Origin of the sequence: Sphaerobacter thermophilus DSM 20745 (assembly GCF_000024985.1) — a bacterium.
GTDB classification, from domain to species: domain Bacteria; phylum Chloroflexota; class Chloroflexia; order Thermomicrobiales; family Thermomicrobiaceae; genus Sphaerobacter; species Sphaerobacter thermophilus.
On sequence record NC_013524.1, the window covers coordinates 914,890 to 928,854 of the forward strand.

Consider the following 13,965-nt stretch of genomic DNA (forward strand, 5'->3'; position numbering starts at 1 on the left):
AGTCTTTAGGATGTCTCGCGCGCCCGACCCTCCGCGGGGATCGTCACGACCAGGCGCGTCCCTTCCCCGGGGGCGCTCGACAGATCGAGCGTGCCGCGCAGCAGACGAGCGCGCTCTCGGATTGACATCAATCCGAAACCGCCCCCATTATCGCGCTCGATTGCCTCCTGCGCAAAGCCGACCCCGTCGTCCTCAACCGTGAGGGAGACTTGCCCCTCGCTCGCCGTCAGCGCCACGCGCACGTGGTTGGCGGTCGCGTGGCGACGGACGTTGTTCAACGCCTCCTCGGCAATGCGGTACAGCCCCATCTCGACCCGTGCCGACAGGCGCCCGACCAGGCCCTCGACCACGAAGTCCGCCTCGACGCCGGTATCGCCCGTGAACGTCAGGACGAGCCGCCGGAGCGCGTCCGGCAGCGACATCTGGTGCAGCCGCGCGGCGCGCAGATCGAGCACCGAGCGGCGCGCTTCCTCGAGATTCTGTCGCGTCAGCTCCAGCGCCCGTCGGACCTTATCGGCAGCTTGTTCCGGCTTATGTGGGAGGTAAGCGTCAGCGAGGTCAAGGTGGAGCGAGATGGCGGTCAACCCCTGGGCAAGCGTGTCGTGGATCTCCTGCGCGAGCCGCCCGCGCTCCTCGGCGATCGCGAGCCCATGCGACTGCGCGTAGAGCCGCGCGTTTTCGACCGCAAGCCCGGCCGAGTCGGCCACACCCCGGATCAACTGGATGCGATCGGGCGTGAAGCCGTCGCAGGGAGTCTCCGAGAAGACAAACGCCACGCCCAGGATGCGACCCTTGGCGGCCAGCGGCACGGCCAGCGCGCAGGCGCCGCCCAGGGCCGCGTGCAGCGCCGGGTCGTCGCCCACCATCTGCGGGACCTGGCAGCAGGAGAACGGCTCACGCTGTCCCAGAACCATGCGGACGGTCGGGCTGTCCGCCACGCGGACGACCGTGGTGCCGACGCGGGTCCGATCGAACGAGCTCCGCGGCCCGACGACGGTCGCCGCCGGGACGAGCGACTGCTCATCCTCGTCCAGCAGATAAATCGCGCAGTTCGGCACGCCGGCCGCCTCGGCGATCCCTTCGGCCAGCCGCTCCAGCACCTCGTCGAGGACCAGAGACGATCCAGCCGCGCGGGTGGTGGCCAGCATCAAGGCCAGCGCGCGGCTGCGTTCGTGTTCCTCACGGAACAGGCGGGCGTTCTCGAGGGCGACCGCCAGTTGGTCGGCGATAGTGCGCAGCGTCGTGAGATCGTGGGCATCGAAGGCGTCGACCCGAGTGCTCTGCAGGTCGAGCACCCCGAGCACCTCCCCCTCGCGGAGGATGGGCACCGCCGTCTCCGATCGGGTATTGGCTGTCTCGGGTGTGCTGACGTAGCGCGGGTCTTTTGAAACATCGGCGACGACGATGGCCTGTCCGGTCGCCGCGACCTCGGCAACGATGCCCGGCCCGCCGATTCGCAGGCGGAGGTTGCGGAGCCCCGGGGGGTTGGCCGGGTCGGAGTGGGCACGGAGCACCAGTTCACCGGTGTCGTCGTCGACCAGGAAGAGGTACACCAACGAGTAGCCCATGAGGTCGTGGATCAGGTCGACGGCGGTGGCGATGAGGGTATCCGGGTCGCGCACGGCGGCCAGGCGGCGTGCCAGTTGGTTGACGGCCTTGAGTTGCTCGGCGCGGCGCCGCTGCTCCAGCAGCAAGCGGCTGTTTTCCAACGCCACCGCCGTGTGCCGCGCGATACTCGCCAGGATCTCGACATCTTCCCAGTCGAACGGTAGCAGGGAGGAGAAGACCGAAATGACGCCGATGGTCTGCTCACCCTGGACCATCGGCGCTGCCATCCACGGGATCGGTTTGCCGGTGTCGTACTCCGGATTGGGGGTTACACCGTAGTCGGCGCAGGCCGCGACATAGTCGGGCACCGCCAGCGGTCGCTGCTGTTCTGCCACCACCCGGGCGAGTGCGTTCCGGGTCGGCTGTCCCTCCCGGTCGCGGCGGCGCTGGCCCCGCACGTAGAGCAGCTTGGGAGTGATGCACCCCGTCTCGGAGTTATAGAGGGCGATGCAGAAGTCGTCACCGTTGACGATGCGGGAGCAGGCGGCGTGGACCTGTTCCAAGAGGTCCTGAGGATTCTGCGTAGTGCTGACGGCCCGCGCGATGTCTCCCAGTGCGGTCAGGCGGGCGATACGCCGCTCGCGGACTGCCGTCATCACATCCACGACCCCGGCCCATTCCGCGTTGGATTTCTCCGGGGACTCGGGCGGGAAAACGCGCCCGAGGACATTGCGGGTGAACGTAGCCGCCGCGGGCACGATCTCCGACGAATCGAAGGGGAGACCAGGGATGTCCGCGAGGCTGCGGCGCAGGGTCTCGGTGAAGAGACTCAAGGCTACCCCCGCGTCGGCGCTCCGTGCCCGGCTGGCGCCCATCGCCTGCCAGCGTTCGGCCATAGAGGAGCAAGCCGGCTCCTCACCCATGAGGTAGCCGGCAAAGCTGACGATACAGGCGTCGAGCTGGCTGCGAATGGCTTGCCACGCGACGGGGTCTTGTACTGATGCTTCGAGGAGCGCCTCCCAGGTCGCGCGGATCCCCTCGCGATGGGACAGGATCGCTGACGCCGCGGCATGGGCGTGTGTAAAGAAGATGCTCTTGCGGGTAGTCATAGCCTTCACCGGTCGTTCAGTCTGAGCCGGCAGCTCCCCGATACGCAGCGCCAGCTCGTTACCATGTCAGTATCGACGAGCTGCAACGCTAATTCCATCGGACCACGGCACAGTCCGCTGCTGTCCAAATGGACAGGCCCGCCTCCGCGCTTATGCGCCCTTCCCTAGCAGCGCGGGCAACTCCGCCAGCGACCTGATCGTGGCATCCGGCTCAACGCCTAACGGGTCAAGCGGCGTGCCACCGCGGCTGACGTGACAAACACGCAGGCCGAATCGCTGCGCGCCGGCCACGTCGAAGCCGTTGGCCGAGCAGAAAAGCACGCGCGCGGCCGGCGTGCGCAGCCAGGCCGGAGCCAGGGCGTAGACTGCCGGATGCGGCTTGAAACGTCGTACCGTATCGGCACTGAGCACCGCCGAGAACGACGACTTCAGCCCGCTGTGCGTGAGCGCCGCATCGAGCATGGCCAGGCTGCCGTTGGACAGCACCGCCAGAGGTCGACCCTCCAGTGCCGCCAGTGCCGCCGGTACCTCCGGGAACGGCTCCAGCGCGAGCCAGGCGTCCAGCAACTGCGTGCGCCCGGCAGGATCCAGCGCCACACCGAGCGTCGCAAGTGCGTAGTCCAGTGCCGCCTCAGTGATGGCCCAGAAGTCCACATAGTCGTCAACCAGGGTGCGGACGAAGGAGTACTCCAACTGCTTGGCACGCCAGAGGCCGACCAGCCCCGCCGCTTCCGGCGCCACCTCGCGGCGCCGCGCCTCGATGCTGTCGACGTCGAGCAGGGTGCCGTAGACGTCGAACACGACCGCGTCGATGTCTGTCAGCGGCATCGTCTCTCCCCTCACGTCGGCACTGGTGTAGCATGGAGTGGTAGGGCGATCATAGCAGACGCGTGGCCCGGTGGTGTGTAACCGGTGCGTCCTTCCGGGCGTTCTACTAGTGCGGGCCGCGCAACCGGCAGCCCAGCCGATTCGACGTGCCCAAATGGTCCGGAGGAGTCCCGCACGAGGTGTTCAAACAGGTCGTCGCAGCCCTGATCGTCACCCTGATCGGCGTCAGCCTCCTTCCCGTGCGGCAGGCCGATAGCCCCACGTTGGCCAACCCCGCTTTCGAGGAAATCTGGTCAGCCCGATCGGCGTCGACCTCCGGCTTCGATCTTTGGGGAAGTGAGCCGCTGGCCTGGCGGATCGAGTCCTACGCCGATGCCCCGGGCGGTCGGCGCATCGTGCAGTACTTCGACCGGGGTCGCATGGAGCTGGGGTTACCGGACTCCGGGCGCGAAGAGCCGCAGGTGTACCAGGGCTTGCTGGCGCTGGAGTTGACCACTGGCCGCATCCACCTGGGAGACAGCCTGACGGCCTCGCGGACCCCGCCGAGCATCCCGATCGACAGCGGCTCCCCCGACGATCGGGTCCCGACCTACGCCGCGCTGAGCAACGTCGTCCAGGAGCGCGCCCCGTCGCGCCTGGGGAGGGACCTGCCCGTGGCCTGGATCGACAGCACCGGCCAGCCCGCACCGGGGTCGCCCGTTGTTCCGCTGCGGGGGGCTGAGTACATCGAGCAGACAGGCCACAACCTGCCGGACGTCACCGTCTCCTTCTTCGCCAGGCGTCCCTTCGGCACCATGGGCTGGATCGAGGCGATGGGCCTGCCGATCAGCGAGCCGTATTGGACGATCTACCGGCGCGACGGTACGCCGCTGCCGTCGTTGATCCAGGTCTTCGAGCGCCGGATCCTGGTGTACACCCCGGCGCTCCCGGCCGAACAGCGCTTCACCACTGCCAACACCGGTCGGCACTATTACCGCTGGCGCTACGAAACAGACCCACCCCGGCGCTGGCCCGACCCGCGCCCCGGCCGGGACGCGCCCGACATCCGCGTCCCCGACGGGTTCGCGGCCGGCGTCTACGCAAGCGATCTCGGCACCCCGGTGGGGCTGGCGCTCGGCCCGGCCGGCAACATCTGGGCGGTCACGGCCGAGGGCCGGGTTCTGCGCATCGACAGCGAGCGCGAGGACGGCAGCGCCGACCGTGTCACCGTGATCGCCGAGGACCTGCCGAACCCGCGCGGCATCGCGATCACCGGGACGACAATCTACGTCCCCGTTGACGGCGGGGTCGTCCGCATCGACGACAACGACCTGAATGGCGTCGCCGACCGCATGAGTTACGTGACCCGGAACCTCGACCCGGCGCCAGGGTCACGCGGCGCTCCGGTTATCGACGGACAGGGGCGCGTGTTCGTCGCCGGAACCCTGGTGCCCGGCGGCGACCAGCGCGTGGTGGCCCGGCTGAATGGCGACGGGGAGGTCCTTATCTCCGGCTCCGGCGTGAGCAACCCCGGTCCGCTCATCACCGCCCGCCAGCAGCTCCTGGTGGTGGATCGCCCGGCCGAGGGCGAGCAAGGGCTCTACCGCATGCCGACTAACGGGACTCGCAGCGCCAGTCAGGATCCCCTGGCCGCTGTGCTCAGCCGGCGGGTGGTCAAGTTCCCGGGCGACGTCACCGTCCACGCCGTGCTGCGCTTTGACAACGTGTTGTGGCCTCAGATCGACCCGGACACTCTTTTCGCCGCGATCAGCAGCGGCGAGAGCGGGAGCGTGGTCCGCACCATACCCGGCGATGTCGGCGCGCCACCCGACCTCGTGGAGTTCGCCACCGGCTTGTCTCAGCCCGTCGCGCTCGCCGTTGGCCTGGACGGCTCGCTCTTCGTCGCCGACGCCGGCCGCGGCGAGATCATCAAGATCGTCGTCCCTGCTCCGGAGGAGTAGCCGCAGTCCCCGGCGCGCCATCGAGGCGAGGGCACGGCAGGTTCCCGGAGCAATGGATACCGCGAAATCTCCCGGGTCTGCGGCCGTGGCACGTGCCCGGGGGTAAACCCCCGGGCACATGGCACGGCGCTGGATCCCTCGTGCCACCCATGCCGTGTCCCGACGCTGTCATGGAACCAACCCCGGCGCGCGGCTGGTGCCGCGCGATACCGAAGCGGCGACTCAGGCCGCCGCACTCCAAAATCCTGAGCCCGCTTTAGCGGGCTTTTCATTGTGAGCCCGGGGGTTCACCCCCGGGCACGTGCCACCGCGCGAGAACCGTCTCACCACCCGCCCGGACCGAAATCACGGCGCGGCACTTAGCGCAACCCTGCGGGCATCCCCATTGCCCGGACGCCATGCTCGCGTGTGTCCAGCCCAGTGCGCTATCGCCCTCGCACGCGGTGCCAGGCGGCGCGGAGGCGGTCGAGGGCGTGGAGCCGCCAGGCGAAGCGGAGCGTGACGGCCCAGGCGATCGCGATGTGGGCCAGGATCACGTAGTCGAGGAAGCCGAGCACTTCCAGGCCGTAGAACTCACGTGCCACCGGCCAGGCCAACACCCCGACGTAGACGCCGAGCAAACCCACGGCCAGGATGGCGGGGCGCCAGTCGCCGTTGAGGCTGGTCCCGCCGGTGAAGGCTTCGTTGGGGGGTTGGGCGAAGGGGATCAGGATCAGGCCGCAGAGGATGGTAATGGTGGTCAGCGCGCTGCGCGCGGTGATCACCTCGGCGCCGCGCGAGAGATAGAACATGTAGACCACGAAGGCGACCCAGGCGATCGAGAGAGCGGCCGGGAAGACGAAGTGACTCCCGGAGCGAACCAGCCGCCGGGGTGTGTTCCCGGGCCGGGCCCAGGCGGCCAGGGCGAACACGGGAATGCCGACGGTCAGCAGTGCCAGGATCGAGTTGTGCTTGGGCGTGATCGGGAACGCCGCCCCGGCGGCGGAGGTGCCGAAGATGATCAGGGCCACGTAGAGGGTCCGCACCAGGAAGAGGCGGATGATATCCCGCATGCCGCGGCGGATGCGCTGGCCTTCCAGGAACGCTTTCGGCAGCGCGGCAAAGGAATCGTTGAGCAACACGATGTCGGCGACGCTGCGGGTCACCTGGCTGCCGCTCCGCATGGCGATGGCGAGGTCCGCCCGTTTCAGCGCCAGCACATCGTTTACCCCGTCGCCGGTCATCGCCACGTAGTGGCCCTGGGCGCGCAGCGCGCTCACCAGCCGCTCCTTCTGGCGGGGAGTGATGCGCCCGAACACGGTCGTCTCCTGGGCGACCGGCATCAACGCTTGCTCGTCCAGGTCGCCCAGTGTGGTGCCGGAGACAGCCCGGATCCCCGCCGGGAAGCCCGCCTGGCGCGCCAGCGCGGCCACAGTGTCCGGGTTGTCGCCCGAGATGATCTTCAGCGTGATGCCCGCCTCGCGGAAGCGCTCGATCGTCTCGCGCGCCTCGGGGCGCAGCTCGTCTCGGAGCGCGATCAATCCCATTGGGATCAGTCCCGCTGGGAGCGATGGCTCGCTCTGTCCGTCCGGAAGCGGTGCCGGGTTGGGCCGGTAGGCGAAAAGGAGGACGCGCAGGCCGCGCTCGGTCCAGGCATCGACGCGCGGCTGGAGGCCGTCCGCCGAGCGCAGCGCCGGCTGGATCATCTCCGGCGCCCCGAGCACGTAGAACCCGCGTCCCTCCGCGTCGTCGAAGGCGAGCGCGCTCCACTTACGCGACGACGAGAACGGGATCTCCCCCACGACCTTGCGCTCCCGGCCCGGGCAGGCCGCGGCGATGGCCGCGATCGTCCGGTTGCCCGCGGTCGTGGCGGCGGCGTAGTCGCCCAGTACGGTGCGCAGGTGCTCCTCGTCGACCCCGATCGGCTCCAGCGAATCCAGGACCAGGGTGTTGGTCGTCAGCGTCCCGGTCTTGTCCAGGCAGAGCACGTCGATGTTGCTGGTCGATTCGACGGCGTTCATGCGCTGGATGAGCGCGCCGCTGCCCGCCATGCGCACAGCGGCCATGGCGTAGGTGACGGTGACCATGAAGACGAGTCCCTGGGGGACGAGGCTGACCAGCACGGCCGCCGCCTGGGTGATCTCGCGCAACCCGGGGTCGTCCGGCGACTCGTAGAAGGCGATCCCGACCTGGATCGAGAGCGCCGCCACCAGCACCAGCATCACCTGGAGCACCAGGCGGACCTCGCGCTGGAGCGGCGTGCGGACGTCGCGGTAGGCCCGGGCTTCGGCCGTGATTTGCTGCGCCATGCTCTCGGTGCCCACCTTCCGCGCGATAAAGATGCCGCTGCCGGTCATGCAGAATGATCCGGAGTGGACGGTGTCCCCAACCCGCTTGCGGATCAGGTCCGATTCCCCGGTCAGGAGCGACTCGTCGACGCTCAGGCCGTTCTCGTCGAGCACCTCGCCGTCGACGAGGATCTGGTCGCCCGGGTGGACCACGAGGATGTCGTCGAGCACGATGTCGTTGGGGTCGACGGTGCGCTCTTCCCCCTCGCGGATGACGGTCGCGGTCGGCCGCATCAGGAGCGCGATCGAGTCGAGCTTCCGCTTGGCCCGTGTCTCCTGAACGATGCCGACGACGACGTTGCCGATCACCAGGCTGACCGTCACCACCGCATCGCCGTAGAGGCCGAGCGCGGCCAGCGCGATACAGATCGCGAAGAGGGCGGTGTTGATAAAGGTGAAGGTGTTCTCGAAGATGATCCGCTTGTAGGTGCGGCTGGTCTCGAAGGGGACGGCGTTGGTCAGACCGCGAGCGCGGCGCTCGGCGACCTCGGCCTCGCTGAGGCCGAGCGGACGCCCAATCGGCGTGGCGCGCTGCTGGGTCACGGTCATCTTGCGCTGCACCCTCTGCTGATCATCTCGGGTTCGATGCCCGCACGATGATACCCAATCATCCTGGCGATCGACCCTGCGTCCGGTTGACCCCGCGCCAGCGGCCGTGCGCCTCCAGCACCAGCCCGGCCAGGATCGGCACCCAGAGGTCCCACAGCCGGTAGATCAGGGTTGCCGCCAACGCTGTGGCGAGCGGGATCTCCATCGCCTCCAACGCCAGCGTCATCGACACCTCCACCAGTCCGACGCCCTGGAAGAACGGGGCGATGACGTTGAACAGCATCTCGATCTGATAGGAGACGAGCGCCGCTACCACCGCGCCGGGTCTGCCGACCGCTCCGAGCGCGGCGTAGAGGATCGCGACGCCGACGACGTCGGTCGCAACCGAGAGCGCCAGCGGGCGTAGCAGCTCGCGCGCCCCGATGCGACGGGCGCGGGCCTCTTCGACGAAGCGGTTGAGCCCTCGTGGAACCCGCCGGATGAACCACCCCGGCGCCGGTGGACCGCGCAACACCAGAACCACCGCCGCCGTCAGGATCGCGAAGATGGCAACGCTCAGGAGCGCCGCTGTAACTATCCGCTGGCCCAACTCCTTCCCCCACCAGAGCGCCAGAAGGGCCGGGAGCAGCACGATGACGAAGGAGGCATACCCGACGAGGCTGGTCAGGCCGGTGGCCAGCAGTGCGATAGCGCCCGGCACGCGAGCGCCGGTGAGGTACCGGATGAACAGCACGGCCGTCGTCGGTCCGCTGAAGGGCACGACCGAGCCGACGGCATGGCTGCGAAGGTAGGCCCCGAGAACCGTGCGCAGCCCGATGTACTGTCCCAGTCGCGCCAGCACCGTCTGGTAGGTCTTGCCGATCAAGACCAGGTAGAGGATCTCCAACAGGCCCGCCGCCAGAACCCAGGGGAGGCGTGCACTGCCGAGCACCGTCCCGAGCTGCGCGATCTGCTCACGCTCGTGGACCGCGAAGGCGCCGATCAGCGCGCCGAGCAGCACGAGCCAGATGGCGGTTCCCCACCGGCGCACCGCGTCGCGTAGCCAGGCGCTCTGGACGCTCCGGCGCGGACCCGCCGCCAGCGAGCCGAGGCCCTCCTCATCCGTGCGCCCGACGGTGTCCCCCGGTTGCCCCTGGTGGAGAGCGGAGAGATCCCCGGCCGGTGTTGGGCTTTCCCCACGCGGGTGGCGGTCTCCCGGCATGGTGATGCTCCATGCGACAAGCCCCGCATCCTCGCGGGTCGGCGTCCGCTTCTTTACGTCTAGCCGGAATCGGGCCACGGGGGTGTGACGGCGCGCCGGACGGCGCGACAGTTCCGTGCCAGGACAGGGCCGCTGCACTCAATCCGCGGCGGCCCACACCTCGCACTGGCGCATCGTCGCTACGTCAAAGGGGATGAAGTGGATCAGGCGGAAGCGTGCATCGCGGATGAATCGCTCCGAGGCCAGCCGGAACGATAGGGTCCCGGCTCCTGGCACGGCCAGACGGACCGGCACCAGTGTCCGGGCCGCGCTCGCGGTCTGGGGCTCCCGCTCAACCAACTCCCAGTAGTGGCGGAAGCGGGGCAACTCCTGCAACTCGCGCATCATCTCGGCGTACCACGGCTCGCCCTGCATGAACTCCGTCTCAGCACGGGTGGCGCGGATGAGCGCGGGGAAGAAGGCATCCGGCTCGACAACGAGCCGTGCCAGCGGTGAGGTCGGGTCGAGCCACGCGGCCAGGATCGGACGGCGCGCCAACCCGCCGAGCTGGGGATCGCGCGGCGAGAGCCCGAAGAGGTGCGGGACGTAGCGGTTCCAGGCAAGCAACCGGGTCCGGCAGTCGAGGACATAGGCCGGGAAGGGGACACCGTGCAGCTCGTCGTGGGAGACGGCACAGGCCCAGGCGATGTCGTCCTCATCCGGCAGCGGCGTGGGGACGGTATAGCCGAAGCGCTCCATCACCTCGCGCCGCTCGCTGTACCGCGCACCGAGCGCCGCCAGGATGCGCTCCAGCGTGGCCCGCTCGGGCTGCGCGACGCGACCCGACTCGATCCGCTGGAGGTAGCCCGTCCCCAGCTCGGCCTCGGCCTCGACCCAGAGTTGTGTCTTCCCGGCCCGCTCGCGAAGTGCCCGAAGACGGCGTCCGCCCGGCGTCCCGGTTGCCCGCTGCACGTCCATGTGCCGGATGCCTCGCTCCACGCCCAATTCGACTTCGATCACGATGACCCGCCGCTATAGGGCGCCTAGTATAGCAAGTAACGGGTGGCTTCACGGATGGATGGCACCACCCCGAGCCGGGCCCGGATCCGGGCCATCATGGGGGTGCTGACCAGCAGGGAAGCATTGGAGCAGGCAATCGCAGAGCACGCCGGGCTGATCGACGAGCACGACCGCAGGATGTCACACGAGCCGGTGTGGACCGCCTTCGTACGTGGTTTCGTCGGCATGCTGCCCCTCTGGGTGGGGGCCATCCCAACCGGCATCGCCTATGCCGTCGCGGCGCGGAGCATCGGGCTCGCCCCGGGCGAGACTCAGCTCATGAGCCTGCTCGTCTTTTCGGCCGCGGCGCAGGTCAGTGCCGTGTCGCTGTTCGATGCGGGCACGCTGATCCTGGTGCTTGTCGGCACCGCGATCGCGTTCAACGCCCAACTGCCGCTGCTCGGGCTTGCGATCACCAGTCAGATCCGGATGGGCTGGCTTTCCCGCCTGGTGACCGCCTGGTTCCTGACCGACGGTGCCTTCGGGGTCGCGGCCGGGCAGGGGCGCCTGCGTTTGCCGATCCTGCTGGGTGCCGGGGTGAGCATGTACGTCGCCTGGAACACCGGGACCGCGCTCGGCATCCTGGCCGGGCAGGCCGTGCCGGACCCGCGCCGGGCCGGGCTCGACCTGCTCGTCCCGCTCGCCTTCCTGGCGGTGCTCATCCCGCTGCTGCGCGGGCGCGCGGCGCTGCTCGCCGCGCTGGTCGCGGCCGCCGCGATGCTGCTGCTGTCCTCGCTCGTCCCGAGCGGCGTGGCGGTGCTCGGCGCGGGCGGCCTCGGGAGCGCCGCGGGGGCGTGGTGGTCGCGGCGGACGGGAGGCCGGCCATGAGCAACCTGTGGTCCATCGTCGCCATGGCCGCCGGGGTGTACGCCCTGCGGCTGGGCGGGCTGCTGCTTCCGCAACGCGCCGTCCCGCCCGGCGTGCAGCAGGCGCTGCGATTCCTGCCGGTTGCCCTGCTGGGCGCGTTGGTCGTCGCGACGCTCTCTGGCCGGGGTTACGACCCCACGACCTGGGTGGCCGTCGCCGGTGCCGGACTGGTCGGCTGGGCAACGCGCCGGATGTGGGCCTGCATCCTCAGTGGGATGGCTATCTACTGGCTGCTGCGCCTCATCTGAGGCGGCAGCGGCCGCGCAGACGAGGAGGGCCGCGCGATGGTCGAGACGTTTGATCGAGAGGTGTCGCTGCATCACGACCTCCGCCCCGGCGACCTGGGCCGGGTGACCGAGCTACACGGCGTCCTCTACGCCGAGGAATTCGGGTTCGATCACACCTTCGAGTCCTACGTCGCCGAGGCGCTCGGTGAGTTCGGCCGCCTATACCGGCCGGGACAGGACCGGCTCTGGCTGGCGGAGCGGGATGGGCGTCTGGTCGGGTCGATCGGCATCGTCGGGCGCGAGGACGGCGCGGCGCAGCTCCGCTGGTTTCTGGTCCACCCTGACGCGCGCGGGCGGGGCCTCGGCAGACGGCTGCTCAACGAGTCGCTCGCCTTCTGCCGCGCGGCGGGCTACCGCTCGGTCTACCTCTGGACGGTGAACATCCTGACCGACGCTGCCCGGCTCTACACGTCCGTCGGTTTCCGGCTCACCGAGGAGACCCCGGTGCAGCCGACCTGGGGCGTCATGCTGGCCGAGCAGCGCTACGACCTGACCCTGGCGAAGTGATGCCAACGCAGGGGGCGCTGGGACCGGTACGTCCTCGTGCTCAGCCCTTGATGGTCACGACCGGCCGCAGCCGGGCGACCTTCGCGATGACCCCGGCCCCGGCCATGATGTCCACCACCTGCTCGACGTCCTTGTAGGCGCCGGGCGCCTCCTCGCTGATCGATGAGCGGCCGTGGGCGCGCACGGTGATGCCGCGCTCCTTCAACTGACGGATCACGCGGTCCGCCGGGTATTCCTTCTTCGCCTTGGTCCGCGACTTCGCCCGCCCGGCGCCGTGCAGCGCGCTGCCGAAGGTGTCGCGCATCCCCTTCTCGGTGCCGCGTAGGACGTAGCTGGCGGTGCCCATCGTGCCCCCGACCAGCACCGGCTGGCCGACCGAGCGGTAGCGCTCCGGGATCTCGGGGCGACCCGGCCCGAACGCACGTGTGGCGCCCTTGCGGTGCACGAGCAGGCGCTTCCGCCGGCCGTTCACCTCGTGTTCCTCGAACTTCACGGTGTTGTGCGCGATCTCGTAGACGGTGCGGATCGACTCGGGCGCGACGCCGAGCGCCTTGTTGAGCGCCTCCCGGATCAGGTGGGTCAGCACCTGGCGATTGGCGAAGGCCGTGTTGGCGCCGGCCATGACCGCTGCGTAGTACTGCCGTCCCTCCGGGCTCTCGACGGGCGCGCAAACCAGCTCGCGATCGCGGATCGGGATGTTGTACTTCCGGGCAGCCCGCTCCAGGAACGGCAGGTAGTCGGTGCCGATCTGGTGGCCGAGCGCGCGGCTGCCGGTGTGGAGCATGATGGTGACCTGCCCCACCGCGAGGCCGAAGGCGCGGGCGGCTTCCTCGTCGTAGATCTCATCAACGACCTGCACCTCGACGTAGTGGTTGCCCGAACCGAGCGTGCCGACCTGCCGCAGTTGCCGCTGCTTGGCCGTGCGGCTCACGGCGTCCGGGTCGGCACCGGACATCCGCCCCTGCTCCTCGACGTAGGTCAGATCGGCCGGGGTGCCGTAGCCGAGGTTAACGGCATAGTGCGCGCCCTCGCGCAGCACCCGGTCGATCTCCTTCTCGGTGAGCTTCAACTCCCCGGTGCTGCCGAGCCCGGCCGGGACGCCGTGGAAGAGGGCATCGGCCACCCGGTCCTCCTTGCCCTCCAGGTCGGCACGGGTCAGCTCGGTGGCGAGCAGGCGCACGCCGCAGTTGATGTCGAACCCGACTCCGGCGACGCTGATGACGCCCTCCTTGGGGTCGAACGCGCCGACGCCGCCGATCGGGAAGCCGTAGCCGGGGTGAACGTCGGCCATCGCCAGCGCCGCCTTCTGGATGCCGGGTAGGCTGGCGACGTTCACGAGCTGCTGCAGCGCGCTCCACTCCTGCGCCGCGGGGGCCGTCAGCTCCTCGATCAACTCCTCGTCGGCGTAGATCCGCGCCGGGACGCGCATCTCACCGTGAGCCGGGATCTCGTACACGTAGCGCTCGACGCGCGTGATCGGTACGCTTGTCCGCTGCTGTGCCATGGTGGATCCCTCCTCGCCCCTGTCGTGTCGTGGGATGTGCTGTGCAACCGATGGCGCGGGCTGGGGGACAGGGTGGTACGGGGGAAAGCCCGTCGGGGCCTGGGCCGGGGTCATCTCCGCCCCGGCGGGCCGTCCCATCGGTGTTCGTTGATCTCTAGTGTACCCGAAGCGGCACCCCCCGTCGCCCGCTGCCTCGGCAGCATCCCTTACGTGGAATGGTGGCCTGATTGGGGACAGCGGATCGGCGTTTGTCCGGGGTG

At 69.4% G+C, this 13,965-nt stretch carries 10 protein-coding genes; 4 read left to right on the forward strand and 6 right to left on the reverse strand.

Annotated elements, in window-relative coordinates; genetic code table 11:
- Window positions 1–5: 5 nt before the first annotated feature.
- Window positions 6–2,657, reverse strand: coding sequence for a GAF domain-containing sensor histidine kinase (locus tag STHE_RS16210; protein WP_012873677.1), 2,652 nt, complete (start codon window positions 2,655–2,657; stop codon window positions 6–8).
- Window positions 2,658–2,807: 150 nt separating this feature from the next.
- Window positions 2,808–3,485 (reverse strand): haloacid dehalogenase type II, encoded by a 678-nt coding sequence (locus STHE_RS16215; RefSeq protein ID WP_012873678.1) that lies wholly within the window; start codon window positions 3,483–3,485, stop codon window positions 2,808–2,810.
- Between the two features lie 179 nt (window positions 3,486–3,664).
- Here STHE_RS16215 and STHE_RS16220 point away from each other — a divergent pair, with 179 nt between their 5' ends.
- Window positions 3,665–5,425, forward strand: a complete 1,761-nt coding sequence (locus tag STHE_RS16220) for a DUF7133 domain-containing protein (RefSeq protein ID WP_012873679.1) — start codon at window positions 3,665–3,667, stop codon at window positions 5,423–5,425.
- A gap of 425 nt (window positions 5,426–5,850) precedes the next feature.
- On the opposite strand, the gene STHE_RS16225 is transcribed toward STHE_RS16220, so the two are convergent.
- From STHE_RS16225 to STHE_RS16235, 3 genes are all read right to left on the reverse strand, one after another.
- Window positions 5,851–8,301, reverse strand: coding sequence for an HAD-IC family P-type ATPase (locus STHE_RS16225; protein WP_012873680.1), 2,451 nt, complete (start codon window positions 8,299–8,301; stop codon window positions 5,851–5,853).
- 58 nt (window positions 8,302–8,359) lie between these two features.
- Window positions 8,360–9,502 (reverse strand): lysylphosphatidylglycerol synthase transmembrane domain-containing protein, encoded by a 1,143-nt coding sequence (locus tag STHE_RS16230; RefSeq protein ID WP_012873681.1) that lies wholly within the window; start codon window positions 9,500–9,502, stop codon window positions 8,360–8,362.
- A gap of 138 nt (window positions 9,503–9,640) precedes the next feature.
- Window positions 9,641–10,501 carry an MmyB family transcriptional regulator gene (locus STHE_RS16235; RefSeq protein ID WP_148220138.1) on the reverse strand — a complete coding sequence of 287 codons (861 nt, stop codon included), beginning with the start codon at window positions 10,499–10,501 and terminating at the stop codon, window positions 9,641–9,643.
- Between the two features lie 54 nt (window positions 10,502–10,555).
- On the opposite strand from STHE_RS16235, the gene STHE_RS16240 reads away from it, so the two are divergent.
- From STHE_RS16240 to STHE_RS16250, 3 genes are read left to right on the forward strand one after another with little or no spacing between them, the layout of a single operon-like run.
- Window positions 10,556–11,368: an AzlC family ABC transporter permease gene (locus tag STHE_RS16240; protein WP_012873683.1), complete on the forward strand. Its 813-nt coding sequence runs from the start codon at window positions 10,556–10,558 to the stop codon at window positions 11,366–11,368.
- Entirely contained in the window at window positions 11,365–11,655 is a 291-nt protein-coding gene (locus STHE_RS16245; protein WP_012873684.1) for an AzlD domain-containing protein, read from the forward strand. Before STHE_RS16240 ends, STHE_RS16245 begins: the two co-directional genes overlap by 4 nt.
- Before the next feature lie 36 nt (window positions 11,656–11,691).
- On the forward strand, window positions 11,692–12,201 hold the full coding sequence (locus STHE_RS16250) for a GNAT family N-acetyltransferase (protein WP_012873685.1): 510 nt from the start codon (window positions 11,692–11,694) through the stop codon (window positions 12,199–12,201).
- Window positions 12,202–12,241: 40 nt separating this feature from the next.
- On the opposite strand, the gene STHE_RS16255 is transcribed toward STHE_RS16250, so the two are convergent.
- A complete protein-coding gene (locus STHE_RS16255; protein WP_012873686.1) occupies window positions 12,242–13,705 on the reverse strand; it encodes an RtcB family protein in 1,464 nt (487 codons plus the stop codon).
- Between the last annotated feature and the right edge of the window lie 260 nt (window positions 13,706–13,965).